The 26551-nt window shown below is 68.4% G+C and carries 21 protein-coding genes, 4 tRNA genes and 1 other RNA gene; 13 read left to right on the top strand and 13 right to left on the bottom strand.

Going from position 1 to position 26551, the window contains the following annotated elements; genetic code table 11:
- Window positions 1-67 precede the first annotated feature (67 nt).
- From GT755_RS22210 to GT755_RS22200, 3 genes are all read left to right on the top strand, one after another.
- On the top strand, window positions 68-628 hold the full coding sequence (locus GT755_RS22210; RefSeq protein ID WP_285589584.1) for a sigma-70 family RNA polymerase sigma factor: 561 nt from the start codon (window positions 68-70) through the stop codon (window positions 626-628).
- The gene (locus GT755_RS22205) at window positions 628-810 is read left to right on the top strand and encodes a zf-HC2 domain-containing protein (RefSeq protein WP_030451223.1); all 183 of its coding nucleotides are present in this window, start codon (window positions 628-630) and stop codon (window positions 808-810) included. Before GT755_RS22210 ends, GT755_RS22205 begins: the two co-directional genes overlap by 1 nt.
- 382 nt (window positions 811-1192) lie before the next feature.
- Window positions 1193-6043: an NAD-glutamate dehydrogenase gene (locus GT755_RS22200; protein WP_161481560.1), complete on the top strand. Its 4851-nt coding sequence runs from the start codon at window positions 1193-1195 to the stop codon at window positions 6041-6043.
- Here GT755_RS22200 and GT755_RS22195 read toward each other — a convergent pair.
- Complete coding sequence (locus tag GT755_RS22195) at window positions 6033-7040, bottom strand: hypothetical protein (RefSeq protein WP_161481559.1); 1008 nt, start codon at window positions 7038-7040, stop codon at window positions 6033-6035. The genes GT755_RS22200 and GT755_RS22195 overlap by 11 nt on opposite strands.
- A gap of 72 nt (window positions 7041-7112) precedes the next feature.
- Here GT755_RS22195 and prfB point away from each other — a divergent pair, with 72 nt between their 5' ends.
- The 9 genes from prfB (at window position 7113) to GT755_RS22145 (ending at window position 16287) form a co-directional block, all read left to right on the top strand.
- Window positions 7113-8228, top strand: a complete 1116-nt coding sequence (gene prfB, locus GT755_RS22190; protein WP_161481558.1) for a peptide chain release factor 2 — start codon at window positions 7113-7115, stop codon at window positions 8226-8228.
- 357 nt (window positions 8229-8585) lie between these two features.
- Window positions 8586-9275, top strand: a complete 690-nt coding sequence (ftsE, locus tag GT755_RS22180; RefSeq protein ID WP_030451218.1) for a cell division ATP-binding protein FtsE — start codon at window positions 8586-8588, stop codon at window positions 9273-9275.
- Window positions 9276-9284: 9 nt separating this feature from the next.
- On the top strand, window positions 9285-10184 hold the full coding sequence (gene ftsX, locus GT755_RS22175; protein WP_161481557.1) for a permease-like cell division protein FtsX: 900 nt from the start codon (window positions 9285-9287) through the stop codon (window positions 10182-10184).
- Window positions 10185-10207: 23 nt separating this feature from the next.
- Complete coding sequence (gene smpB / locus GT755_RS22170; RefSeq protein WP_030451216.1) at window positions 10208-10690, top strand: SsrA-binding protein SmpB; 483 nt, start codon at window positions 10208-10210, stop codon at window positions 10688-10690.
- 3 nt (window positions 10691-10693) lie between these two features.
- Entirely contained in the window at window positions 10694-12571 is a 1878-nt protein-coding gene (locus GT755_RS22165) for a penicillin-binding transpeptidase domain-containing protein (protein WP_161481556.1), read from the top strand.
- A gap of 85 nt (window positions 12572-12656) precedes the next feature.
- Window positions 12657-13046, top strand: a transfer-messenger RNA (tmRNA) gene (gene ssrA, locus GT755_RS22160).
- A gap of 689 nt (window positions 13047-13735) precedes the next feature.
- The gene (locus GT755_RS22155) at window positions 13736-14914 is read left to right on the top strand and encodes an ATP-binding protein (RefSeq protein WP_161481555.1); all 1179 of its coding nucleotides are present in this window, start codon (window positions 13736-13738) and stop codon (window positions 14912-14914) included.
- Window positions 14911-15960, top strand: a complete 1050-nt coding sequence (locus tag GT755_RS22150) for a ParA family protein (RefSeq protein ID WP_161481554.1) — start codon at window positions 14911-14913, stop codon at window positions 15958-15960. The genes GT755_RS22155 and GT755_RS22150 overlap by 4 nt, the downstream gene beginning before the upstream one ends.
- Window positions 15961-16098: 138 nt before the next feature.
- Window positions 16099-16287: a hypothetical protein gene (locus GT755_RS22145; protein ID WP_161481553.1), complete on the top strand. Its 189-nt coding sequence runs from the start codon at window positions 16099-16101 to the stop codon at window positions 16285-16287.
- Window positions 16288-16322: 35 nt separating this feature from the next.
- On the opposite strand, the gene GT755_RS22140 is transcribed toward GT755_RS22145, so the two are convergent.
- The 12 genes from GT755_RS22140 to GT755_RS22075 all read right to left on the bottom strand — a co-directional run bounded on the left by GT755_RS22140 (window position 16323) and on the right by GT755_RS22075 (window position 25763).
- Entirely contained in the window at window positions 16323-17525 is a 1203-nt protein-coding gene (locus GT755_RS22140) for an ROK family transcriptional regulator (protein WP_328794456.1), read from the bottom strand.
- Between the two features lie 19 nt (window positions 17526-17544).
- Window positions 17545-19341, bottom strand: a complete 1797-nt coding sequence (locus tag GT755_RS22135; protein WP_161481552.1) for a glycoside hydrolase family 9 protein — start codon at window positions 19339-19341, stop codon at window positions 17545-17547.
- On the bottom strand, window positions 19338-20303 hold the full coding sequence (locus GT755_RS22130; RefSeq protein ID WP_161481551.1) for an N-acetylglucosamine kinase: 966 nt from the start codon (window positions 20301-20303) through the stop codon (window positions 19338-19340). The genes GT755_RS22135 and GT755_RS22130 overlap by 4 nt, the downstream gene beginning before the upstream one ends.
- Complete coding sequence (locus tag GT755_RS22125) at window positions 20300-21127, bottom strand: carbohydrate ABC transporter permease (RefSeq protein ID WP_285589558.1); 828 nt, start codon at window positions 21125-21127, stop codon at window positions 20300-20302. Before GT755_RS22125 ends, GT755_RS22130 begins: the two co-directional genes overlap by 4 nt.
- Entirely contained in the window at window positions 21124-22038 is a 915-nt protein-coding gene (locus tag GT755_RS22120; RefSeq protein WP_161481550.1) for a carbohydrate ABC transporter permease, read from the bottom strand. Before GT755_RS22120 ends, GT755_RS22125 begins: the two co-directional genes overlap by 4 nt.
- A gap of 3 nt (window positions 22039-22041) precedes the next feature.
- Window positions 22042-23385, bottom strand: coding sequence for an extracellular solute-binding protein (locus GT755_RS22115; RefSeq protein ID WP_161481549.1), 1344 nt, complete (start codon window positions 23383-23385; stop codon window positions 22042-22044).
- 159 nt (window positions 23386-23544) lie between these two features.
- A complete protein-coding gene (locus GT755_RS22110; protein ID WP_161481548.1) occupies window positions 23545-23946 on the bottom strand; it encodes an NUDIX hydrolase in 402 nt (133 codons plus the stop codon).
- A 13-nt stretch (window positions 23947-23959) separates the two neighbouring features.
- Window positions 23960-24032 (bottom strand) — tRNA-Glu (locus tag GT755_RS22105).
- 10 nt (window positions 24033-24042) lie between these two features.
- Window positions 24043-24115 (bottom strand) — tRNA-Glu (locus GT755_RS22100).
- A 15-nt stretch (window positions 24116-24130) separates the two neighbouring features.
- Window positions 24131-24204, bottom strand: a tRNA-Leu gene (locus GT755_RS22095).
- A 1-nt stretch (window position 24205) separates the two neighbouring features.
- A tRNA-Leu gene (locus GT755_RS22090) sits at window positions 24206-24281 on the bottom strand.
- Window positions 24282-25133: 852 nt separating this feature from the next.
- The gene (locus tag GT755_RS22075) at window positions 25134-25763 is read right to left on the bottom strand and encodes a DUF899 domain-containing protein (protein ID WP_161481547.1); all 630 of its coding nucleotides are present in this window, start codon (window positions 25761-25763) and stop codon (window positions 25134-25136) included.
- Window positions 25764-25819: 56 nt separating this feature from the next.
- On the opposite strand from GT755_RS22075, the gene GT755_RS22070 reads away from it, so the two are divergent.
- On the top strand, window positions 25820-26539 hold the full coding sequence (locus tag GT755_RS22070) for an SDR family oxidoreductase (RefSeq protein WP_161481546.1): 720 nt from the start codon (window positions 25820-25822) through the stop codon (window positions 26537-26539).
- Window positions 26540-26551 lie beyond the last annotated feature (12 nt).

The following is a 26551-nucleotide window of genomic DNA, read 5'->3' as shown; positions in this document are numbered from 1 at the left end:
AGTTAGAAATGACGAGAGTTGTCAGAGTTGTGTACAGGCCACAAAGGCTGATGCAAATATGTGGCCTGTGCGCCGACAACTCGACAGCCGGTTCGAGCGTCTGGACCCCGAAGCAGGCCCTGATTGGGATGATCGTCTGATCAGGGAGCTCTATAACGAGTTCGGTGGTCCGTTGCTCCGTCAGGTCAGGCAGACGACCGGCAACGACCTTCAGTGGGCGGAGGACGTCGTTCAGGAGACGTTGCTTCGTGCCTGGCGTAACGCGGCGAAACTGACATGGGAGAGGAGTCTGCTCTGGGCATGGCTCCTCACCGTCTCTCGCCGCATCGTGATCGACGGACGCCGCCGCCGCGGTGTCCGTCCTCGGGAGGTGGAACCACCCGAGGCGGACAGCATCGCGGTGCCCGACGACGCCGACAAGACCCTGGCGGCCATCGTCGTCGCCGACGCCTTGCGCGGCCTCAGCGCCGATCACCGAGAAGTTATCGAACAGACATACTTGCGGGACCGTACGGTTAACGAGGCAGCAGTGATACTGGGGATACCTCCGGGTACTGTGAAATCGAGGCTGTACTACGCTCTGCGTTCCCTCCGCGGGGTCCTGAAGGAGAGGGGAGTGGCCAGCTGATGTCCGAGTCGTCACACCACGAAGTGGCGGCCTACGCCCTCGGGGTGCTTGACGACGGCGACGTCGAGGCCTTCGAACGCCACCTCGACGCGTGTGAGCGGTGCCGGCAGGAGCTCAAGACCATGTCCGAGCTCCCCGGCCTGCTCGATGGAGTGAAGTCCTCATCGGAGCGAGCCAACTGATCCGCGTGACCTGACACCGCGGCCGTCGACCACGAGTTTGACGGCTGCGGTGTTTTCGGCTGTTATCGGAGACGAGACGCGAACGGCCGAAGGCCGATCGTGGCTCGTCTTTTGTATCTGCCCAATGGACACGTGACGCGGGCGGCCGCCGGCCGATCGTGGCTCGTGTTGTGTATCTGCCCCATAGAGATGGTGGCCCAGTGCCCCGGTCAACGGTGACCGGTGGTGTCCCGCCCCAGAGGTCGCGTCCCCGTGTCGTGGATCTATCACCGCTTTCACGGGAAGCGCTGTGCGATGCTGACACGACCGCCCTCCTCTTCCGCGGCCGACGTGAGGGCCCCTCACACAACTCGCACCAGCTCACAAAGGAGTGAGGACCGCGATGCCGCTCGATCCGGCCGGGGAACTCGACGACCTGCTCCGCGCGGCCGCCGCCGCGTGCGGCGACGCCGACGCCGACGTTCTCGACTATCTGCGGGAGTTCTACCGCAACGTCCCGCCCGACGACCTCGCCGACCGTGACCCCGCCGATATCTATGGTCCGGCGCTGGCCCACCGCAGGCTCGCCGCGGTCCGGCCGCAGGGCAGGGCGCTGGTGCGGGTGCTTCCCCAGGCCCCCGACGACCACGGGTGCGACCTCGGCGACTCGGTGGTCCAGATCGTCACCGACGACATGCCCTACCTGGTCGACTCGGTCACCAACGAGATCGAACGGCACGACCTCGGCACCGGTCTGATCGTCCACCCCCAGATGCGGGTGCGCCGCGACATGACCGGCCGGCTCCTCGGGCCCGACGAGATGGACGTCACCGGGCTCACCCTGGCCGAGTCGTGGATGTACATCGAGATCGACCGCCAGACCGACCCGGTCGCCCGCCGCCTCCTCGAATCCGACCTGCTGCGTGTCCTCGACGACGTGCGCGGCGCGGTCGAAGACCAGGCCAAGATGCGCGCCCTGGCCGTCTCCACCGCCGACGACCTGGCGGTCAACCCGCCGCCGCTCGACCCCGGCGAGGTAGAAGACAGCCTGGAGCTGCTCCACTGGCTGGCCGACGGCCACTTCACCTTCCTCGGCTACCGCGAATACCGGCTCGAAGAGGACGACACGCTGACCTCCCAGCCGGGCACCGGCCTCGGCGTGCTGCGCCCCGACCGGGCGGGCTCGGGCAGCTTCGCCGCGATGCCGCCGGAGCTGCGCGCCAAGGCCCGCGAGAAGCAGGTGCTGATCGTCACCAAGGCCAACAGCCGGGCCACCGTCTCGCGCCCCGCCTACCTCGACTACGTCGGGGTGAAGCTCTTCTCGCCCGAGGGCGAGGTGGTCGGCGAGCGCCGCTTCCTCGGCCTGTTCACCCACGTCGCCTACAACGAGTCGATCTCCCGGGTGCCGCTGCTGCGCCGCAAGCTGGCCGCCGTGCTGGAGAAGGCGGGGCTCACGCCCGACAGCCACGACGGCAAGGACCTCATCGAGATCCTGGAGACCTACCCGCGCGCGGAGCTGTTCCAGATCTCCGCCGACGAGCTGGTGCCGATCGCCCTCGGCGTGCTGCGGCTGCGCGAGCGCAAGCAGGTCAAGCTGTTCCTGCGCCGCGACGACTACGGCCGCTACATCTCCTGCCTGATCTACCTGCCGCGCGACCGCTACACCACCAAGGTCCGTCTGCAGATCCAGGACCTGCTGATGAAGGCCCTGGGCGGGCACACCCTCGACTACAGCGCGATGATCGGCGAGTCGGCGCTGGCCCGGCTCCACGTCGTCATCCGCGGCGAGCGCGGCGTGCCGCTGACCACCGAGGGCGTCGACGCCGACGCCCTGGAGGCCAAGGTCACCGCCGCCACCCGCACCTGGGAGGACGACCTCGCCGCCGCCATCGCCGACCTGTGCGACGAGGCCGACGTGCCGGGCCTGACCCGCCGCTACAGCGTCGCCTTCCCCGAGGGCTACAAGGCCGACTTCCCGGCCCGCGCCGCCGTCGCCGACCTCAAGCGCCTCGAACAGCTCAGCGACGACGACGCCGACGACATCGCCATGAACCTCTACGAGCCGCTCGACGCGGCCGAGGGGGAGTGGCGGTTCAAGCTCTACCGCCTGGGCGCGGCGATCTCCCTGTCCCACGTGCTGCCGCTGCTCGCGCGCATGGGCGTCGAGGTCGTGGACGAGCGGCCCTACCAGGTCGACCGCGACAACGACCCGCGCACCAAGGACGCCTGGATCTACGACTTCGGGCTGCGCTACACCCGGTCGGCGGAGCTGCCCGCCGACGACTTCAAGCGCCTGTTCCAGGACGCCTTCGCCGCCCTGTGGAAGGGCCAGGTCGAGAACGACGGCTTCAACGCGCTCGTGCTCGCCGCCGGCATGACCTGGGAGCAGGCCGAGGTGCTGCGCGCCTACGCCAAGTACCTGCGCCAGGCCGGGGCCACCTTCTCACAGGACTACATCGAGAAGACGCTGCTCGGGAACCTGCGGCTGGCCCGTCTGCTGGTGCGCCTGTTCGAGGCCCGGCTCGACCCGCGCCTGCCGGAGACCTCCCGCGAGGACATGTCGGCCGCGCTGCGCGAGGAGGTGCTGGCCTCCCTCGACGAGGTCGCCTCGCTCGACGAGGACCGCATCCTGCGGGCCTACCTCGAATGCGTCAGCGCGACGCTGCGCACCAACTTCTTCCAGCACGACGCCGAGGGCCGGCGCAAGCCGTACACCTCACTGAAGTTCGACCCTCAGGCGATCAGCGTGCTGCCCCTCCCGAGGCCCAAGTTCGAGATCTTCGTGTACGGACGGCGCGTCGAGGGCGTGCACCTGCGCTTCGGCAAGGTGGCCCGAGGAGGGCTGCGCTGGTCCGACCGCATGGAGGACTTCCGGACCGAGATCCTCGGCCTGGTCAAGGCGCAGATGGTGAAGAACACCGTGATCGTGCCGACCGGGTCGAAGGGCGGCTTCGTCGTCAAGCACCCGCCGCAGGGCGGCCGCGAGGAGTTCCTCGCCGAGGGCATCGCCTGCTACCGGCAGTTCATCTCCGGACTGCTCGACGTGACCGACAACCTGGTCCACGGCGAGGTCGTGCCGCCCGCCGACGTGGTGCGCCACGACGGCGACGACACCTACCTCGTGGTGGCCGCCGACAAGGGCACCGCGACGTTCTCCGACATCGCCAACGGCGTGGCCAAGGACTACGGCTTCTGGCTGGGCGACGCGTTCGCCTCCGGCGGCTCGGTCGGCTACGACCACAAGGCCATGGGCATCACCGCCCGGGGCGCGTGGGAGTCGGTCAAGTACCACTTCCGCACCCTCGGGGTCGACACCCAGACCACCGACTTCACCGTCGCCGGCATCGGCGACATGTCGGGCGACGTGTTCGGCAACGGCATGCTGCTCTCGCGGCACATCCGCCTGGTGGCCGCCTTCGACCACCGTCACGTCTTCGTCGACCCCGACCCCGACGCCGCCCGCGGCTTCGCCGAACGCGAGCGCCTGTTCGCCCTGCCGCGCAGCTCGTGGGACGACTACGACCGCGACCTGATCTCCACCGGGGGCGGGGTGTGGCCGCGTACCGCCAAGTCGATCCCGGTCTCCCCGCAGATGCGGAGCGCGCTCGGCATCGACGCCGCCGTCAGCTCACTGGCTCCGAACGACCTGATCAGCGCCATCCTCCGGGCCCCGGTCGACCTGCTGTGGAACGGCGGCATCGGCACCTACGTCAAGGCCGCCGCCGAGTCGAACGCCGACGTCGGCGACAAGGCCAACGACGGGCTGCGGGTCAACGCGGCCGACCTGCGCTGCAAGGTCATCGGCGAGGGCGGCAACCTCGGCTTCACCCAGCTCGCCCGCATCGAGTTCGCGCTGCGCGGCGGCCTGGTCAACACCGACTTCATCGACAACTCGGCCGGGGTCGACACCTCCGACCACGAGGTCAACATCAAGATCCTCCTCGACGAGGCGGTCCGCGAGGGCGACCTGACCGAGAAGCAGCGCAACGGGCTGCTGGCCCAGATGACCGGCGAGGTCGGCGACCTGGTGCTGCGCGACAACCACGCCCAGAACGTGGTGCTCGCCGCGGCCCGCAAGCAGGCCGCCGAGATGCTGCACATCCACACCCGCTACCTGCGGCGGCTGGAGCGGCAGGGGCAGCTCAACCGGGCGCTGGAGTTCCTGCCCTCCGACAAGGTGCTGGCCGAACGCCGCCAGGCCGGGCTCGGGCTGACCGCGCCGGAGTTCTCGGTGCTGCTGGCCTACACCAAGCTGGTGGTCGACCAGGAGGTGCTCGCCAGCGACCTGCCCGACGACCCGGCGCTGCGCGAATGGCTGATCTCCTACTTCCCGTCGGCGTTGCGGGAGTCGTACCAGACCTTCATGGACGGTCACCCGCTGCGGCGGGAGATCATCACCACCGGCGTCACCAACGACCTGGTCAACAACGGCGGCACCAGCTTCGTCTTCCGGTTCCACGAGGAGCTGGGCGTCTCCACGCCCGACATCGCGCGGGCCTACCTGGTGACCCGGCAGGTCTTCGACCTGCCCGCGTTCCGCCGCCAGGTCGAGGGCCTGGAGAACCGGGTCGGCGTCGACACCCAGCTCGCCATGCTGCTCGAAGGCCGCAAGTTGTCGGAGCGCGGCACCCGCTGGTTGCTCAACAACCGCCGCCCGCCGCTCGACCTGGCCGCCTCGGCCCGGTTCTTCGCCGACGGCGCCGCCCTGCTGCCGAACCTGCCCAAGCTCCTGACCGGTCCCGACCTGACCGCCTTCGAGGAGCGCCGCGACCACTTCATCGGCCGCGGCGTGCCCGACGAGCTGGCCGAGCGGGTGGCCGCGATGGTGCCGGCCTACTCGACCTTCGACCTGGTCGAGATCGCGGTCGCCACCGACCGGCCGGTCAGCGAGGTGGCCGAGGTCTACTTCGACCTGGCCGACCGCGTCCAGCTCGCCCGCCTGCGTGAACGCGTGATCGCGCTGCCGCGCGACAGCCGGTGGAACACGATGGCCCGCTCGGCGCTCCGCGACGACCTCTACGCCGCCCACGCCAGCCTCACCCACGACGTGCTGGTGCACAGCAAGCCGGGCGAGGCGCCCGAGGAGCGGCTGGCCCGCTGGTCGGAGGCCAACGAGGCGGCGGTGACCCGGTCGCGGCAGACCCTGTCGGAGATCTGGGAGAGCGACGTCTTCGACCTGGCGACCCTGTCGGTGGCGCTGCGCGCGATCAGGACCCTGGTCGCCACCAGCGGCCTGCCGCGCGCTACTCCGTAGCGCTGGCCTGGGTGATCCGGCCGTCGTAGGCGATGATCTCGGCCCGCGCCCTTGAGGTGCGGGGCGGGACCAGCGCCAGGAACTGCTGGGTCTCCTGGATCCGCCGGTCTCTGACGATCATGGGGTTGGTCAGGTCCCACTTGGCGTCGTCGGGGATCGGCAGGCTCGACCCCTCGGCGAAGAGGACCTCCGGGATGTAGGTGGTGGTCCGGGTCAGCGTGTAGAAGACCAGGCCGCCCCCGTCGGCGGTGCGGACCGCCTGCACCGGGTAGGACGCGGCGGCGGCGAAGATCGAGATGTAGTCGAAGCCCCGGCTCAGGTAGACGGACTCCTGCGCGCGGATGTCGTCGTAGAAGCCCTTGGTCAGCGGGCCCTCTTCGATCAGGTCGGAGGTGAACCCGTCGGGGCCCTCCTCGGCGACGGTCGCGTGAAGGGGGCCCAGCAGGTTGGGGCTGATCGCGATCGACTGGTCGCGGGCGTCGAGGGAGACGGCGTAGCCCTCGGCGTCCTCGGCGATCTCGGGCAGGACCGCGCCGCTGTTCAGCAGGGTGGTGAGCCCGCGCTGCCAGAACTCGCCCTCCTTCATGAACGTCATGATCGCGGTCTGCTTCACCTTGCCGTGGCGCCGCTCGGCCACCGCCGCGAACCACGGCGTGACCCCCTTCTGCAGGCGCGGCACGATCAGTCTGCGCGGTCCCCAGGAGTATCGGATGGGCCTGTTTTCGGATGACCGATATTCGGCCAGCACGAGCGGGTCCTGGCCGTCTCTGGCCCGGTCGAGGGCCATCCGGCCGTCGCCCATGCTCCTGATCACGTCGTCGGCGCCGAGGAAGACGTCGGCCGCCCTGGCCGCCTCGTCGAGGGTGAGGGCGGGCGGGGCCGGGCTGGGGGAGGGCTTCGTGGTGGCCGCGACCGGGCTCGGCCTGGGCGCCGGGCTCTTGGTCGTGCACGCCGCCAGCAGCGAGATCGCCAGGGGAAGGATCAGCGCTCGGCGCATGGTGAATCCCCCTCCCTTGTGCAAAAGGGACCGTACCTGAGTCGGTCCGGTGTTCGCGTACCCTTTAGAAACGTGGCAGCCATCGATCCAGCAGAAGAGATCAACGAGCTTACCGGCACCCTGAACAGCATTCAGGACGTGCTCGACCTCGACAGCCTGCGCAAGCAGATCGCCGAGCTGGGCGAACAGGCCGCGGCACCCGACCTGTGGAACGACCCCGAAGCCGCCCAGAAGGTCACGAGCAAGCTCTCCCACCTCCAGGGCGAGGTGAACCGGGTCGAAGGGCTGGCCTCCCGGCTGGAAGACCTCAAGGTCCTCTACGAACTGGCCGCAGAAGAGGGCGACGACGACACGCTGGCCGAGGCCGACAAGGAACTGGCCTCCCTGCGGACCGACATCGGCGCCATGGAGGTCCGCACCCTCCTGTCCGGCGAATACGACGCCCGCGAGGCCCTGGTGACGATCAACTCCCAGGCCGGCGGCGTCGACGCGGCCGACTGGGCCGAGATGCTGCTGCGCATGTACCTGCGCTGGGCCGAGCGCAAGGGCTACGGCACCGAGGTCTACGACACCTCCTACGCCGAAGAGGCCGGTATCAAGAGCGCCACCTTCACGGTCAAGGCGCCCTACGCCTACGGCACCCTGCGCGGCGAGCACGGCACCCACCGGCTGGTCCGCATCAGCCCCTTCGACAACCAGGGCCGCCGCCAGACCTCCTTCGCCGGGGTCGACATCGTGCCCGTGGTCGAGCAGACCGACCACATCGACATCAACGAAGACGACCTGCGGGTCGACGTCTACCGGTCGTCGGGCCCCGGCGGCCAGGGCGTCAACACCACCGACTCGGCGGTGCGCATCACCCACCTGCCGACGGGCATCGTGGTGTCGTGCCAGAACGAGCGGTCGCAGCTGCAGAACCGCGCTTCGGCGATGGCCGTCCTCCAGGCCAAGCTCCTGGAGCGCAAGCGGCAGGAGGAGGCCGCCGCGATGAGCGAGCTGCGCGGCGAGTCCACCAGCTCCTGGGGCACCCAGATCCGCAACTACGTGCTGCACCCCTACCAGATCGTCAAAGACCTGCGCACGGGGGTCGAGGCCGGCAACCCGACGGCGGTGCTCGACGGCGACCTCGACGGGTTCATCGAAGGCGAGATCCGCTGGATGCGCCGCCAGGAGTCGGGCCAGGAATAGGTCAGCTGTAGGCGACCTTCAGCGCCGTCAGGGCGAGGGCGAGCACTATCACAAGGGCCACCAGAAGAGGTGGCAATCCCAGGAATCCGTGCTGGTGCATCTTCTCCCTGGCGGCACGGCAGGAGGGGCAGCGACCCTCCACCACAGGTGCGGCGCACGCGGCGCATACCAAGTGTTCGCAGCTCATCGGCCCTTTACCTATGCCCTAATCGTTTTGTTTCCGTTATGGACGTTCCATGCCAGTGTTACCCCTAGACTGAGCTCTGGTCCAACCGGAAGTCGATCTGGAGCAAAGAGACCGGCGCACTCCGGTATGGATGTCCCCCGCCCCCTAGACTGGCATGCCGTGATGCGCCCGTGATCCATTTCGATAATGTCACCAAGGTCTATGTGAACCAGAATCGCCCCGCGCTCGACCATGTCTCGGTCGATGTCGACAAGGGCGAGTTCGTGTTCCTCGTGGGGCCGTCGGGTTCGGGAAAGTCGACGTTCCTCCGCCTGGTCCTCAAAGAGGAGCGGCCCAACTCCGGCGCGATCCACGTCGCCGGCAAGGACCTCTCCAAGCTGTCCAACTTCAAGGTGCCCCACCTCCGGCGCCGCATCGGATGCGTCTTCCAGGACTTCCGGCTGCTGCCCAACAAGAACGTCTACGAGAACGTGGCGTTCGCCCTTGAGGTCATCGGCAAGCCGCGCCGTTTCATCCGCAAGGTCGTCCCCGAGGTCATCGAGCTGGTCGGCCTCGAAGGTAAGGCCCACCGCATGCCCGACGAGCTGTCGGGCGGCGAGCAGCAGCGGGTGGCCATGGCGCGGGCCTTCGTCAACCGACCGATGATCCTGCTGGCCGACGAGCCGACGGGAAACATCGACCCCGCGACGAGCATCGGCATCATGAAGGTGCTCGACCGCATCAACAGGACCGGCACCACCGTCCTCATGGCGACGCACGACGCCGCCATCGTGGACTCCATGCGCAAGCGTGTGGTGGAGCTGGAGGATGGCAAGATCGTCCGCGACCAGTCGCGGGGTGTCTACGGCCAGGCTTACTAAGAAGGAAGCATGCGGGCGAATTTCATCTTCTCCGAGGTCTGGATCGGCCTCCGTCGCAACCTCACGATGACCATCGCGGTCATCGTGACCGTTGCCGTCGGCATGGCGCTGCTCGGCATCGGGCTGATGATCAACTCACAGGTCTCGAGCATGACCAGCTACTGGTCCGACAAGGTCGAGCTCTCGGTCTACCTGTGCAAGGAGAACTCCCCCTTCGAGCCGTGCACGGACAAGAAGGGCATCTCCGAGGAGCAGAAGACGGCTCTCGAGGCCGTCATCAAGGGCATGCCGCAGGTCGAAGAGGTGATCTTCGAAGACTCCGCCACGGCCTACAAGAACTTCCTCGACAACCAGTCGAACAACGTGTTCGCCTCCTTCCTCAAGGTCGAGGACATGCCGGAGTCGTTCCGGGTCAAGCTGGGGGACCCCGACCAGTCGGCGGCGGTGACCGAGGAGCTGACCGGCCAGGCCGGCGTCTCCAACATCGTCAACCAGCGCCAGCTGCTCGACAGCTACTTCGGCTTCATGGACAAGCTCCAGTGGATGGCCCTGTCGGTCGCCTTCGCGATGGTCTTCGCCGCCACCCTGCTGATCGGCAACACGGTCCGGCTGTCGGCCTTCAACCGCCGCCGCGAGACCGGCATCATGCGGCTGGTGGGCGCCTCCAACGTCTACATCCAGTTGCCGTTCGTCCTCGAGGGTGTCATCGCCGGCCTGATCGGCGGTGTCCTGGCCGCCGTCATGCTGATCACCAGCAAGCTGCTGATCTTCGACAGCATCCAGAACTTCATCCCGGAGGCCCTCGGCTGGAACACCGTCGCCGGGATCATCTCCGGCACGATGGCCATCGGCGTGATCATCTGTATCCTCGCCTCGTTCATCACGCTCCGCCGCTATCTGCGGGTGTGACGAGCCGCCGGTAGGCTCTTGCCATGCCTCGTGAGACCGGGCGCAAGGTCATCGCCCAGAACAAACGTGCCCGTCACGAATACTTCATCGAAGACACCTACGAGGCCGGTCTGGTCCTGACCGGCACCGAGGTGAAGTCACTGCGCGAGGGCCGCGCCAACCTCACCGACGGCTTCGCCGCCGTCGAGGAGGACGAGGCGTGGCTCTACAACGTCCACATCCCCGAATACGCCCAGGGCACCTGGACGAACCACGCCTCCAAGCGCAAGCGCAAGCTGCTCCTGCACCGCAAGGAGATCGGCAAGATCCACGCGACGCTGAAGGAGAAGGGCCTCACCCTGATCCCCCTGGCCCTCTACTTCAAAGACGGCCGGGCCAAGATCGAGGTCGGCATCGCCCGCGGTAAGAAGGACTACGACAAGCGCCAGACCCTCCGTGAGAAGCAGGACAACCGGGATATGCAGCGGGCCATGTCGAGCGCGATCCGGCGCAAAGGGGGCCGCTAGGCCGTGACCGCCCGTCGTCCCCTTCGGTTGGCGCTCACGCTGGCGCTTCTGGCGCCCGGCCTGACCGCCTGCTTCGAGGAGCCGTCCCCCCACGAGGCGATCCGCGACTTTCTCGTCGGCTGGCAGACCGGCGACTACGAGATGGCCGCCCGCCGGGCCGACGCCGACCCCGCCACCGTGGTGAAGGCGCTCGGCGACGCCAGCCTCCACCTCGACGCCGCCTCGATCCGCTTCGCGCTCGGCACCATCAACCGCGAGGGCGACACGGCGTCGGCCGACTTCTCCGCCGAGGTCAACCTGGGCGAGAACAACCCGCTGTGGGAGTACGACAGCGTGCTCCCGCTGCGGCTGATCGACGGCCGGTGGAAGGTGCACTGGTCGCCCGAGGTCGTCCACCCCGACCTCCACGAGGGCCAGCGGCTCGCCGTGAAGATCGACCCCGAGGGCCGCCAGCCGATCATCGACCGCAACGGCGACACCCTCCAGGAAGACGACACCCAGTTCGTCGCCCAAGTGATCCCCGCCAACCTGACCGACCCGGCCAAGGTCTGCGAGGAGCTCTCCAAGATCACCGGGTTCGCGCAGGACCGCCTGCTCAGCCGCATCCTGTCGGCTCCGCCGACCGACGCGGTCCAGCTCGCCACCTTCGGCCCGAACAAGTACCGCGAGCTGGCCCCCAAGCTCAAGGCGATCACCGGTCTCACCATCGCCGAGGTCCACCCGCCGGTCGCCCCCAAGTCGCCCGCCCAGATCGTCGGCCGCGTCAACGCCGTCACCCCCGAGAGCGAGCAGCAGCTCGGCGGCCCCCAGCGGGCCGGTGACACCGTCGGCCGCGACGGCCTCCAGAAGGCCTACCAGGACCAGCTCACCGGCTCCACCGAGACCCGTGTCGTCATCCTCGACACCAAGACGTGGGAGCAGGTCAAGGAGCTCAAGTCGTGGCCCGGCCGCAAGAACACCCCGGTCCGCACCACCCTCGACACCGCCATGCAGCAGGCCGCCGACCTGGCCGTCGCCGGTTCCCAGCCGGCCGCGCTGGTGGCCGTCCAGGCCTCCACCGGTGAGATCCGCGCCATCGCGACCAAGGGCCTCCACCAGCAGAAAGACGCCCTCGCCGGCAAGTTCCCGCCCGGCACGGCGTTCTCCATCGTCTCCACCGACGCGCTGCTCAAGAACGACCTCGACACCCAGGCGAAGATCCCCTGCACCGCCGACCGTACCGTGGGCGGCGCCCGCTTCCAGCAGGTCGGCGTCACCGCCGCCGCCCCCACCTTCGAGGCCGACTTCGCCCACGGCTGCGTCACCGCCCTGGCCTCCCTGGCCCGCATGGTCAAGAGCGACGACCTGCTCCTCAGCGCCCAGCAGTTCGGCATCGGCGCCGACTGGACCCTTCCACTCCCCGGCCACAGCGGCCACGTCCCCGCCCCCGCCACCGACGCCACCCGTGCCAAGGTCATCGCCGGCACCAGCGTCCAGGTCAGCCCCCTCGCGATGGCCCTGGTCGCCGCGGCCGTCCAGTCGGGCACCTGGCGCCCGCCCGTCCTCGTCAGCAGCCCCGCCCTGCCCGACGTCAGCTCCGAGGTCGTCACCCCCGCCGCCCCGCCCAAGCCGGTCAACCTCGACCCCGGGCGCGTCGCCACGCTCCGCACCCTCATGCGGGCCGGAGTGACCAGCGGCTCCGCCAAGGCCGCCTCGGTCGCCGGGGCCGAGGTCTACGGCGTCGCCTCCCACGTCGGCTTCACCGAGAAGAAGCAGCGCCGCCAGCTTTCCTGGTTCGTCGGCTGGCAGGGCGACATCGCCATCGCCGTCATGGTCGAGACCGGCGTGCCCGGTGCCGCCCCCGCCGTGGCCGGGTCGTTCTTCGGCGCGCTCGCGCCATGAGGGAATACGTGTTCGCGGCGGGGTGGTTGTACGGGTAAAGTTGCGGTGTCCGGACGCTTGCGCGGACGGGTTTGACAACTGCACAGGGGGTGACCGGTTTCGACTTTGGCATTACAAGCCAGGGGAAGCGGGCCGAGGACGGCGGACATAACCTCGCTAACACTGTGTCCGCGAACAAATAAGTGCCAATACCAAGGCCACTTCGGTTAGCCAGGGTTCCCTGGCTCTCGCTGCCTAAGCAGACGAGTTAAACCGTGTCAGCCCGGGTCCGCCTCCGGCCCGGGATCTGGCATCGCTAGGAGGCTCCACCATCTTCGCCGGCCGCGGGGGAAGGTGGGAAATCAAACAGCGGATGAGCCCGTCGGCGACTCGCCTGTGAGAGCGCCGGGGCTGAGAAAACGTTAAACAGGCTGCGCCCGGAGAAGCCCTGACTCGGTGCTGAAGGACGCGGGTTCGATTCCCGCCACCTCCACTGGCGAAATGGATGGCCCATGGTTGACGCCCCTTCGGGGCGGCTGCCATGGGCCATTTCGCCGTTGTGCAGACGGGGGGACGACCCCCCGAACCCCCCGATACGAGAGGGCTTCGCCCCCTCGCGCTCCCCCTGGTGCGCTTTCGCGCCCCTTGCGTCGCTTTGCTCCGGGGTCGCTGTCGCTCCCTGGCGAAGGGCTCCGCCCCTCGCGCTCCCTGGACAGGCCTCGCTTCGCTCGGGTCGTGCTCGCTTCGCTCGCGTGTGTTTAGGGGCAGGCCTGGAGTTTGGCGGGATTTTTGGTGGTTCTTCTCTCTTTGGGCATCTCAATATGTGGGTGCGGAGTGCATACCTAGGTTCCGTCTCCATGCGCTAACCTCCGGCATACAGATGATCATGCTTTCAGTGGAGAGCGTGGGCTTCTTCGGCACGGACTCCGGTGAGACTGTCGACTCCAGTGCGGAACGTCGAAGCTGAGGTGATGCCGGTACCGGGCCTTGACCATATGGTCTGGGTCAGGTTCCGCGGAGGCTCGTGGAACCCTGGCTTCTGGACTCCGCTCTTTTGCCTGGCCGGGCGCGAAGCCGAGTCCGGCCAATCCCACGTTGTCTGCTTCGAGCCAATCCGGCGGGGCTGGCCCAGGAAACGGGGCTCTTTGATCCGGTGGACTGTGGCTGGGCGGCACAATGACTGGCATGACGACTGATCTCGTTGACGAGCTTGGTGACAGAGAGAGCACCGTTCTGGAGTTCAAGCTGTCCGCGTCCAGTCGCGACAAGATCGGCCAGGCGATCTGCGCGCTCGCCAACGATCTGTGCGGGCGTGGCGGTGGGGACCTGCTCATCGGAGTGGATGATCACGGTGAGCCGGTTCTCGTCTTGGACACCAGTGATCGGGAACTGCTGAGGCTGACTGAATACCGCGACAGCGGCCAGATCCTGGACCGGCCGTCGATGACCGTGGAGAGGGCCACGTACAAGAGCCGGCCGGTGATCCGGATTCACGTGAAGGCTTCGGCGACTCCGCCCGTGCGATATGACGGCGTCGTCTGGGTGCGGCCGGGGCCGACGACACGCAGGGCAACCCGGGAGGATGAGCGGGTGCTGGCCGAGCGCCGTCGATCCCTCGACGGTCCGTTCGACGGGCGGAGCGTACCGGGCAGCACGTTGGAGGACCTCGATCTGGTGCTGTTCCGGTCCACCTACCTGCCGTCCGTAGTCTCTGCCGATGTCATCGAGGAGAACGGACGTCCGCAAGAGCACCAACTCGCGAGCCTGCGCATGGCTGACCTGACGGCCACGCCGACTGTGCTGGGGTTGCTCGTTCTCGGGTTCAACCCGGGTGGTTTCATCCCGGGCGCCTACCTGCAGTTCGTGCGGTATGACGGCCTGGGCCTGGAAGCCGCGATCGCTGACGACCAAGAACTGCGGTCCAACATAGTCGACCTGGGCGGTCGTCTTGACGCGCTGTTCCGCGGTCACCTGCACACCCAGGTGGTGGACGACCAGGGCTTCCGGGAAGTGCAGCGGCCCGACTACCCACTCGCCGCGCTGCGCGAGGCCTGCATGAACGCCGTCATGCACCGCAACTATGAGACTTCCTACGCGCCCGTGCGTGTCCTCTGGTTCGCCGACCGTATCGAGATCACCAACCCGGGTGGACCTTACGGGCAGGTGCGCGCCGACAACTTCGACAGGGTCAGTGACTACCGGAACCCGTCGCTCGCTGCGGCGATGAAATCACTGGGCTACGTCAACCGGTTCGGGCGGGGGATCGGCCGGATACAGGCGTCGCTGGAGGCCAACGGCAATCCTCCCGCGGAGTTCGTCGTCGACGAATCGTCGTGGTCGGTGACGTTGAGGAGAGCAAAATGATCTCGGTGGCGCTCTTCAACAACAAGGGAGGCGTCGGCAAGACGACGCTCACCTACCATCTGGCCCACATGCTTCAGCGCCTTGGGCGTCGAGTGCTGGCCGTGGATCTGGACCCACAGGCCAACCTGACTTCTGCGTTCCTGGACGAGCCGGAACTCGCCACGCTCTGGGGGGAACCGGAGATCTCAGCTTGGGGCACGACGCAGCAGACTCTTATCAACGTGCTCTTTCCCAGGGTCACCCGGGATGCCGGGACGGTCGCGGCCGCGGTGAGACCGATCATGGAAGGTCTCGGTGACGTCGCCTTTCACGCGCCGATCAGTATCACCGATGGTCTCTGGCTCGTCCCGGGAGACCTTGAACTGAGCGCGTTCGAAGACAAGCTCTCCGCCGCCTGGCCGAACTGCTTCACGGGTGATCCCGCCGCCATCCGGACGACCACGGCCTTCTACCGGATCATCGATGACGCCGCCCGCAAGGTGAATGCCGACATCGTCCTTATCGACGTCGGGCCTAACTTGGGCGCCATCAACCGGGCCGCACTCCTTGCGGCGGACAGTGTACTGATGCCTCTTGCCGCGGACCTGTTCTCTCTTCGGGGTCTGCGAAACCTCGGTCCCACTTTGCGAGCGTGGCGCTCCACCTGGCAGCAGACCGTGTCGCCGAGGGTGCCGAAGACGATCCCCGCTCCTTCTGGTGACATGCGGCCTCTCGGCTATGTGATCATGCAGCCGACCATGCGTCTGGACCGGCCTGTCAAGGCCTACCGGCGCTGGCTGGAGCGCATTCCCTCGGTTTTCGCCGAATCGGTGCTCGATGAACGGCGATCCGATCATCGGTCGCATGAGATCGCGACGCTACGGAACTACCAAAGCCTGATGCCCCTTGCCCACGACGCCCGCAAGCCGATGTTCGATCTCAAAGCGGCAGACGGGGCCATCGGCAGCACACAGACCTATGTGCAGAAATGTCGCGCCGAATTTCGCGAGCTCGCCGAGACCGTGATCGAACGGCTCGCGGAGATACGGACGCAAGCCGCAGACTGACCCGAGGCCGCGTGGGGTAACGCCGGCCGCCGCCCAGTTGCGGTCTCCGGCGAATGGCCCCGCGTTCTCTGGAAATCTCGCTTCTATGAATCGAATCGGCCTCCGCGCATTTCGTCAGCGACTCAGGGAGTGGCTTGTATGACGATCAATGGTGAGCCGCTTGCCGATGTTGGCCCGATCACGCGTCGGCGTGCCGTTCCGGTGGGCGAGGCATTGGCGATCTTCGCTGGTGCCGGCGCGCTTGATGTTGACGAGTTACGCGCGGATCTGGACGCCGATATCGATCAAGAGCTGTCTCATGATCCCCTTGAGGGAACCGGTCTGTGAGACGGGCGCGAGGTGGACAACGGGCTCCAGATGGCCTACGAGCGGCTCACAAGCACGCCCTCGAACAGTTCCTCTCTAACCACCGTCAGCCCCAGCTCCAGCGCCCCCGCCAGCACCGGATTCCCCTCCAGCGCCGACAACCGCACCTGCGGCCGTGAGTGCGTCAGCGCGTGCAGCTCCCGTTCGACCAGGTCGCGCAGCAGTTCCCCGCCCGCCGCTGGCAGGTCGCCCGTCAGTACGACCAACCCCGGGTCGACGACCGAGGCGATGGCCGCCAGGCCCACCGCCAGCCGTGAGGCCACCAGGCGCAGGCCCGCGCGGGCCTCTTCCGCCGCGCGGTCGGTGCCCTCGGCCAGGGTGACCGCGGCGGACACGGCGCGGCGGAAGTCGGGGGCCTCCACGCCGTAGGTGCGCAGCAGGTCGTGGACCGCTGGGCCGCCCACCAGGGCCTGGTAGCCGTGGTGGCCGAAGCGGCCGCCGTCGCGGGCGGTGGTTACGCCCGGTGTGGGCATGTAGCCCACTTCGCCCGCGCCGCCGAAGAAGCCCCGGTGCAGGCGGCCCCCTATGACCAGGGCCGAGCCGAGGCCCTCGTCGGCCCACAGCAGGACGAAGTCGGAGAAGTCGGTGGCCGCGCCGTGGGCCTGTTCGGCCAGGGCCACGAGGTTGACGTCGTTCTCCACGTCGACTTCCGTGCCCAGGCCTTCGCGCAGCGTCGGGAGCAGGTCGGGGATGCGCCAGCCGGGCAGGTCCTCGTCGGTGGCGTAGGACAGCAGGCCGGTGGTGGGGTCGACGGCGCCCTGGACGCCGATCACGATCCGGCGCAGGGGGCCGGGGGGTCCGGCCGCGTCGATCGCCGCCCTCAGGCGGTCGACCAGCGGGGCGCGCACTCCTTCGGTCAGGGTGATGGTGTGTTCGCCCCTGATCGTGCCGGTGAGGTCGGCGATCTGGGCGCTGATGCGGTCGTGCGTCACGTCCAGGGCCGCCACATACGCCGCGTCGGGGTTGATGCGGTAGATCTCGGCCGTCGGGCCGGGCTGGCCGGCGCGGATGCCGTCGGCGACCACCAGGCCCGCCTCTTGGAGGCGGGCCAGGAGCTGGAAGGCCGTCGGTTTGGAGAGGCCGGTGAGCTCGCCGATCTCGGGACGGGTCAGCGGGCCGCGTTCGAGCAGGACCCGCAGGGCCCGGCCTTCGTTGATCGCGCGCATCAGGCTGGGGGTCCCGTGAAGGGGAGGCTTCACTTCATCTCCGCGGCGATGATCATGACGATGTGAGGGTCAAAGCGTACAGCGCGATCGCGGCGAAATCGTCGGCCGGTTCGGAGGCCTGCCAGGAGCGGACGTCGTCGACGAAGCGGCTGCCGTGGCCGGTGAACTCGTGGTAGACGTCGACGCCGTTGGGCGGGCAGGGGGGCATCTCGTCGAAGTGGCCGCCGAGGCCGTCCTCGAAGAGGTCGGCGCTGTTGGGGCCGTTCACGACCGCGCCCTTGGCGGGCTTGCCGGTGATGTTGGCGATCTGGTGGTGCGGGCAGGCGATGGAGTTGGCGCCCGCGCCGGCCACGAAGGAGACGCCCCACGGGTTGGCGCCCAGGCTCCAGTTGCGCTGCTGGGTGCCGAAGGCGTCGTAGGAGCGGTCGCCGGTGACCTTGCGGTAGAGGTGGGTGGTGGCGGCCAGGCCGAAGGCGTGCGGGACGGAGTCGAACTCGTCGTGCTGGGCGCCGGCGCGGAACGGGTCCTTGGCGGCGCGGGCCGTGCCGATGTCGAGCTGGGCCTTCAGGCCGGCGATCAGGTCGGCCTCCGAGACGGCCAGGCCGCTGGCGCGGGCGGCCCTCATGGCGGTGACCAGGTCGGTGTGGGCGAGGGCGCTGACGTCGTACAGGTTGAGGGTGTCGCCCTGGTCCTCGTCGAGGTAGCCGCGGGCCCAGCGAGCGGCGTCGGCCAGCCACTTGGCGGCCCTCGGGTCGCGCAGGCGCTGGGCGGCCAGGGTCATCTGGGTGGCGCCGAGCTCCATGTCGTCGCGCCAGACGCTCTCGGGGTAGAAGGCGTGCGGCAACGAGGTCACGAGTTGTCCGACGTCTTCGGTCTTGGCCATCGCGTAGACCGAGGCGGCCTGGTCCAGCAGGTGGGCGGCCTTCCTGCGGTCGGGTTCCAGCTGGGCGGCCAGGGCGAAGGCGGCGGCGGTGCGGCCGGCGAGGTTGGGGCTGACCGGGTGGCCGGGGGCGGCGGCGCGGAACACCGGGCGGTTGCGGATGAACTGGTGGCCCTCGGCGGTGTCGACGTCGTCGGCCTGGGGGAGGCGCCAGATGTCGTGGTCACCGATGAAGGTGCCCTCCTCGTTGCCGGCGCCGACGCCGACCTGGATGTAGAGGGTCTTCGAGTTCTCGTCCCACATCTTGTCGAGGTACTTCAGGCCGTGGGCCGCCTCGTCGCGCAGCGCCGGGGTGTGCACCTTCCCGTCGCGCTGGGCCGCCCACAGGAGGGTGTCGACGTACGACAGGATGTGGGTGAACTTCAGGTAGTCGCCCGCGTCGAACCAGCCGCCCTCCACGTCGACCGGGCCGCCGACCTTGGTGAGCTCGCCCTTGATCTGGTCGGTGTCGGGGCCGGTGAACGTCGGCCAGTCGTAGACGGACGCCGCCCGGTCGTTGTGGTGGGTGGTGTCGCGCTGGAGGCCGAAGAAGCCCAGGATGTCGGTGGCCGGGTTGTGCTTGGGGGCGATCTGGAACTCGGCCGAGGTGGTGCCGCCGGCCTTGATCCGGTAGCGGCCAGGGGTGCGCAGCTTCGAGACGTCGAGGTCGTAGACGTGAGGGTAACCGCTGTTCCAGGCGCCCCGGTCGGCCCCCGCGTGACCGGTGAGCACGGTCCGGCCGCGGTGGTCGACCACGGCGAAGCGGCCGCCGGAGCCGCTCGTCATCAGATAGGCGTGCTTGCTCTCGCCCGGCAGGAAGCCCACCTGGTCCACCCGCACGTGGGCGGGGGTGACGTCGGCCCATGCCGGGGCGGCGCCCATCGACGTCGCCAGCGCCAGCGCGAGGGCGGCGGGGAACAGCCTGGTCATTCGCTCCTCCTGAAGTGTTCACGAACTCGGATGCGCGCGGACTCGTCCGCGTGGAGCAGGTCCAGTCCGGCCAGGGCGGCGCCCGCGACCGGGGGGAGGGTGCCGACCACGACCGTGGCGCGTGGTGCGCCCGCGCCGATCGCGGTTTCGATCAGGTGGTGCGTGTACGGGTCCCGCGCCGTCAGCACGCTGCCGCCGAGCACGACCTCGGTGGCGACGTCCAAGAGGTTCAGCCGTTCGAGGCAGACGCGCGCCATCACGGCGACCTCCTGGGCCTGGCGGCTGACCACCTCCCTGGCCACCGGGTCGCCGCCGGCCGCGACGGTGAACAGGCCCGGGACGAGCTCATGCAGCCTAGCCGGGGACAAATCGCCGAAATGCAGTGACAGCACCACTTCTTCGACGGTGGCCGTGCCGAAGTGGCCGACGACCAGGTCGGCCAGCGCGGTCGCCGGGCCGCGGCCGTCCTCCATCCGGGAGGCGTGCCACAGGATCCAGTCGGCCAGTTCCTCGCCGCCGCCCCAGTCGCCGCTCCGCCGGCCGAGCGCCGGGAACCGCGCCACCTCGCCCGACGGGGCGACGCCGACGGCGTTGATGCCGGCCCCGCACACCACCGCGACGCCCCACGGCCGCGATGCCCCGGCGCGCAGCACCGCGAAGACGTCGTTGGCGACGTCCACCTCCTTGGCGCACCCGCGCCGCAGGAACTCCGCGCGCAGCGCCTCCTCCTCGGCCGGGAGGTCGGCCCCGGCCAGGTAGGCGGCCAGCACGTCGGCGTAGGGCGGGACGCCGCCGAGCAGGTCGCGGGCGGCCCGGTCGACCACGTCGACGGCGGCCGCGACGCCCGCGCTCTGCGGGAGGAAGGGGCCGGTGCGCGTGGCGGCGAGCACCGTGCCGTCCTCGGCGACCAGGGCGAGGTCGGTCTTGCTGTTGCCCCCGTCGACCGCGAGCACCGTCCTCACCCCTTCACTCCCGTCAGCGTGACGCCCTCGATGAAGACCTTCTGGGCGAAGAGGAAGAGGACGATCACCGGCGCGGTGACCAGCAGGGTCGCCGCCATGGTCAGGTTCCACTGCACGCTGTGGAAGGCCTTGAAGGTGGCCAGCCCCAGCGACAGGGTCCAGCCCTCCTGGTCGACACCGGCGTACAGCAGCGGCCCGTAGTAGTCGTTCCAGCAGTAGAAGAACGAGAACAGCGCCACCGCGGCGATCGCCGGGCGGGCCATCGGCAGGATGACGGTGAACAGGATGCGCACGTCGGAGCAGCCGTCGACGCGCGCCGCGTCGGTGTAGTCGCGGGGGATCGTGATGAGGAACTGGCGCAGCAGGAAGATCGAGAAGGCGTCGCCGAACAACATCGGCAGGATCAGCGGCCACAGGGTGTCGGTCAGCCCGAGCCGCGCCCACACCAGGTAGATCGGCACCGCGACCACCTGCGGCGGCAGCATCATGGCGCTGATCACCACGAGGAACGCCGCCTTGCCGCCCCGGAACCGGAAGCGCGACAGCGCGTACGCCGCCGGGATCGACGACGCCAGCATGAAGATCGTCGCCAGGGAGGCGTACATGAAGGTGTTGGCCGTCCAGGTGAGCAGTTCGGAGCGGGCGAACACCTCCGCGAAGTTGTGCCAGTTCCACTGGTCGGGCCACAGGCGGCTGGTGAGGGCCTGTTCGTCGGTCATGAGCGCGGTGAGCACGATGAAGACGACCGGGCCGAGGAACATCAGCGCCAGGGCGATGGCGATGGCGTGCTGGGCGATCCAGACCAGGCCGCGGCGGCGCGTCACGAGGTCGCCTCCGCCCGGTTGAACTGGCGCAGCAGCACCAGGGTGAACACCATCGAGACGGCGAACAGCATGATGGCGTACACGCAGGCCAGGCCCATCGACCAGTCGCGGAAACCGGTGTGGAACAGGTGCTGGGGCAGCGTGAGCAGCGCGCCGTCGGGGTAGCCGGGGGTGAACGTGCTGCCGGCCGAGTCGGTCGCGCCCGAGGCGACCCGGGAGGCGATCATCGCCTGGGTGAAGTACTGCACGGCGTAGATCACGCCGGTGACGGCCGAGAACATCAGCACCGGGGAGATGACCGGTAGCGTGATGTTCCGGAACTGCCGCCATGCCCCCGCGCCGTCGATGGCGGCGGCCTCGTACAGATGCCTCGGTACGTCGAGCAGCGCGGCCAGGAAGATCATCACTGTGTTGCCCGCGCCCCACAGGGCCAGCAGGGTCAGGCTGGGCTTGGCCCACGCCGCGCTGCCGAACCAGTCGGGGCCGGTGATCCCGATCCAGGCGAGGACCTGGTTGACCGGGCCGGTGGCCGGGTTCAGCAGGTAGACGAAGGCGACCGTGCCCGCCACCGTCGGCACCAGCGACGGCAGGTAGAACAGCGTGCGCAGGACGCCGGAACCGCTTTTGATCTTGGTCAGCAGCTGCGCCACACCCAGCGCGAAGAGCACCTGCGCCGGAACCATGAACACCACCAGCCACAGGGTGTTGAGCCCCGACTGCAGCAGGCGCGGGTCGGAGAAGGCGTAACGCCAGTTGTCCAGGCCGATGAACTCCAGCGTGAACAGGTCGTAGCGGTGGAAGGAGAAGTACACCGTGGAGGCCAGCGGATAGACGAAGAAGACCGCGATGCCGACGAGCCAGGGGGAGAGCCACAGGAGGGCGCGGGCGCCCTCCCGGCGGGTGAAGGCCATCGATCAGCCTCCGGACAACTTCATCTTGTCGTCGATCCGCTTGTCGACCCCGGCGAGGCCGGCGTCCAGGTCCTTGACCGCGCCCTTCTCCCACTCGATCAGGAAGGTGGAGAAGGCGTCCTGGTTGAAGACGCTGTTGACGTTCGCGGGCAGGGTCGAGGTCTTCGGGTGGGCGAAGATGTCGAGGAAGGTGGCGAACCGCTCGTCCTTGGCCAGGTCGGGATGGTCCATGGCGGCCTTGGTGGTGGGCACGTTGCGCAGCGCGTTCGACAGCGTCACCAGCGACTGGGTGTCGGTGGTCAGATATTTGACCAGCTCCCAGGCCTGCTGCGGGTGCTTGGCGCCCTTCGGCACGCCGATGACGGTGCCGGCGGTGAAGCCGCTGCCGTAGAGGTCGGGCTTGTCGTCGGCGACGGGCAGCGGCGCGGTGCCGTAGTCCAGGTCCTTGGCCTCGGGGTCGGCGGCGATCATGGCGTTGCGCCACTCGCCGTCGAGGACCATCGCGACCTTGCCCTCGAAGAAGGGGTGCTCGGCGCCCCACTCGTCGCCCAGGCCCTTGCGGAACTTCTCCAGCTTGTCGTAGCCGTACCAGTCGACGAGCTCCTTCTGCCACTGGAGCAGCTGCTTCCAGGCCGGGTCGGAGCCGATGGCCGAGGTGCCGTCGTCGTTGTACCACTTCGCGCCGACCATCGGCCCGAGGTGGCTGGGGGAGTTCTCGTAGTACTGGAAGCTCGGGATGAACCCGGCGACCTCGATGTTCCCCTCGGCGTCGCGGACGGTGAGCTTCTTGGTCAGCTCGGTCAGCTCCGAGAGCGTCTTCGGCGGCGGCTCGCCCTTCATCAGGGCCTTGTTGTAGTAGAGGCCGTAGGCGTCGGCGAGCAGCGGCATCGTGCACCGCCTGCCCTCGAACTCCGTGTACGACCGCGCCGCCGCCGGGAGCACGTTCAGGTCGATGCCGTCCTGGGCGATGACGGGCGTGAGGTCCTGGAAGGCCCCGCTCTTGCACCACTGGGCGACGTTGTCGGTGGTGAACGACGCCGCCACGTCGGGCGCCTGGCCACCCCTGATCGCCTGGGTGATCTGGGCGTCCTGGATGCCCTTCTTCGCGACCACCTTGATCTGCGGGAACTTCGTGGTGAAGCCCGCGATGGCGTCCTCGAACGCCTTGGTCTCGACGTCGGTCGAGAAGCCGTGCCACAACTCCAGCGTGGCGGCGGGCAGGGCGGCGGGCTCGGTCGAGGTGGTCGTGGGTCTGGCGCCGAGGGCTGGCGGGGCCGTGGTGCCCGCGGTGCACGCGGTCAGCGTCAGGGCCAGCAGGCCGGCTGCCGCGAGGGGGAGAGAGCGCACGTGGTGCCTCCTATGACCAGGCGTTATGGGGGTACGGTCACCGTGCACGGCAAGTTAGTAAGTCTTCCTAACTTTCTGAGGACCATAGGACGGCCTTTCGGAGGGGTCAAGGGGCGACATCAACTCGTAACAGGGACTGTCGGGCAATAGTCCTTACGATTACCGGAGGAGGCCGGTCCGGTGCAGGTGGTCGAAGACGGCCTGGTTGGCGGGGGAGACCCGGTCGCGGTCGGCGTAGGCCAGCCAGGCCAGCTCGGCGATCTCGCCGCCCGGCGCCGGCTCGCCCTCGTGGCCGGCGGTGTAGCAGGTGATCTGCACGGTGGCGCCGTCGGCGCGACCGTGGGCCGGCGCCTCGAAGACGCCGACCAGGGCGGCCGTGGCCGGCAGGATCGTCACGGTGAGCTCCTCGCGGACCTCCCTGACCAGCGTGTCGAGGTCGCTCTCCCCGGGTTCGCGCTTGCCGCCGGGGACGTAGTAGGCGTCCTTGCCGTGGGACCGGACGCCGAGGATCCTCCCGTCGCGGAGGCAGATCCAGGCGATCTTGTCGATGGTGCCGTTCATGGGAGCCAGTGTGTACCCCGTACCGGATTCGAACCGGCGTTCTCTCGGGTGAAAGCCGAGCGTCCTGACCGCTAGACCAACGGGGCGTGCCTGTCGTGACCCGTACCGGATTCGAACCGGTGATCTCCTGAGTGAGAGTCAGGCGTCCTAACCACTAGACCAACGGGCCCTGCGTTTTCCTGCGTGCCGCCCCGGGGATTCGAACCCCGACTGCCCGTGTCCTGAGCACGGTGCCTCCTGCCGTTGGGCTAGAGCGGCCTGGTACGTCCGGCGGGATTCGAACCCGCGACCTCCGGCATCTCGGGCCGGCGCCTCTCCCGTTGGGCTACGGACGTGCGATCGTCATGAATTCCCGACGAGAATGAGAAAGCCGCCGGGTTCTCCCTGGCGGCTTCGTGGTCGTTTCCGCTGTTTCAGCGGGGGACACGCCGATGCCGCAGGAGAAGCGATTCCTCCGAGCGAAGGCTGATGGCTTCGTGACTCATGGAATCGTCCTTTCTCGCTTTCAGTGGAGCGGCCTGCCGATGTCGAAAACCGTAGCCGTTCGAAACGGCGGGGGCGAACTGTTTATCGCGCCCGTCTCATTTACCGGTCGAGGGGCCGTGGCCTGACCGGTGACGGCCGCGATGCATCCGAAGTGGCGGTCGCAGTGGAGCAGGGTCCTCCTTGGATCTCGGCCGCCGCCGCGACGACCAGATCGACCGGGCCCGCGCTGTGGTGCCGCCGCGCCTGGTCAGTTCTTCCTGGATCTTGCAGGAGCGGTCGTCGACGGGGGGCTGACCGAAGACCTGTCGCAAAGTCGATCCCTCGCTGACGGTCGGCGATGGAGCGGGCGTTGTAGAAGAACTCGAGTGGCGATCAGGCCGGCGGCGGCCTGATCCCAGCCGTGGCGTTCGACGTCACCGGCCATGAAGCGGGCCGGTGCGCTGGTGTCGATGAGAAACTACGCGGGTTTCACCGGCGAAAGTTCCGCTTGTTCTCGAAGAGTTCGAGGTCGAATGCGCCTTCCTTCGCCGACTCTCGGAGTCGTGCCAACGCCAGGGCCCTGCGACGGGTCTCCAGAACTTCGCGCAGCGCGCTGTCGACCATGTCTTTCTTGTCTGACGTGCCCGGCGCCTTGGTCGATCACCGTACGTGCCATAGGGGTGCATCAAGTAAATCCCGGGCAGGGCCTCTGGCGGCGTGGGTCAGCCGTAGGTCGGGTACTGGGGCCAGCCCACCGGCGAGTCCTCCCAGTCCTCCTGGCGGCCCCATGGTGTCAGGTCGAGGAAGTTGTGGGTGAAGACCAGGCGGTCGACCCCTCGCGACGTCGTGTTGTAGGTCCGGTAGACGCGGTCTCCGTCGCGGAGGAAGACGCTCAGCATGAAGCCTCTCCCCGCCCCGCAGTCGTCGGAGAACGTCGTGCCGTTCGACGACAGGAACGGCAGGGTCCAGCCGCGTTCGGCCTTGTAGGCCTCGATCTGCTGCAGCGGCATGTTGGAGATCGTCGCCCAGCTCACGCCCTTCTCGGCCAGGGACGCGAGCGCGCCTGCCGGGACGTTGTCGGTGAACTTGGTGCAGCCGGGGCAGAAGTGGCGCGGGCCGTTGTCCATGAACTGGTAGACGATCAGCTGGTCGCGGCCCTCGAAGAGGTCGAGGAGCGTTCGGGGGCCGTCGGGGCCCTCGAAGACGTAGTCGCTGCGGAACTCGGTCATGGGAAGGCGGCGGCGCTGGGCGGCGAGGGCGTCTTCCGCCCTTGTGGCCTCCTTTTCCGCTTTCAGGAGGTTATCGCGGGCAAGTTGCCACTCTTCAGGTGATACGACTGGTGGTTTGCTCATAGGCGGATTCTGCCCGCTGGGTATGACAGAAACCGAGGGTGCGCAGGTCAAGGGGGATGCAGATGGAACTGGACGGGCAACGGGTCGTTCTCCTCGGGGGCACCTCCGGCATCGGACTCGGGGCCGCCCGGATCGCGGCGGCGCACGGGGCCGAGGTCGTCGTGGTGTCCTCGCGTGAGGAGAACGTGCGCCGCACCCTCGAGGAGTTGCCCGACTCCGCCTGGGGGGACGTCGCCGACTTCAGCGACCCCGACGCCATCGAGGACGTCATCGGCCGGATCGGGCGGCTCGACCATCTCATCTACACCGCCGGCGAACCCCTCTACATCTCGCCGGTCGAGCATCTGGACATCGCGGTGGCCCGTGAGTACTTCCAGATCCGCTTCTTCGGCGCGCTGGCCGCCGCGAAGGCCGCACGCGGCCGGATGCCCGACTCGGGCAGCATCACCGTGACGGCGGGGGTGGCCAAAGACCGGCCGGGGTTCGGGTGGGCGGGGCCGGCGTCGATCTCGGGGGCCCTGGAGGCGTTGACGAAGGCGCTGGCGGTGGAGTTCGCGCCCGTACGGGTGAACTGCGTCGCCCCCGGAGTGATCAGATCACCGCTGTGGCAGGGCACGCTGCACGTCGAGGAGATGTACCAGGAGATCGCCGACACGAGCCTGGCCGGGCGGGTGGGCGAGGTCGAGGACGTGGCGAAGGCCTACCTCTACCTGATGACGCAGGACTACTCGACCGGGATGGTGCTGACCGTCGACGGGGGCATCACCCTCGTCTGACAGACTGGCCGG

Origin of the sequence: Herbidospora solisilvae (genome assembly GCF_009901565.1) — a bacterium.
GTDB classification, from domain to species: domain Bacteria; phylum Actinomycetota; class Actinomycetes; order Streptosporangiales; family Streptosporangiaceae; genus Herbidospora; species Herbidospora solisilvae.
The sequence above is the reverse complement of the archived record's forward strand: the minus strand, read 5'-3'. Positions and strand labels throughout refer to the sequence as shown.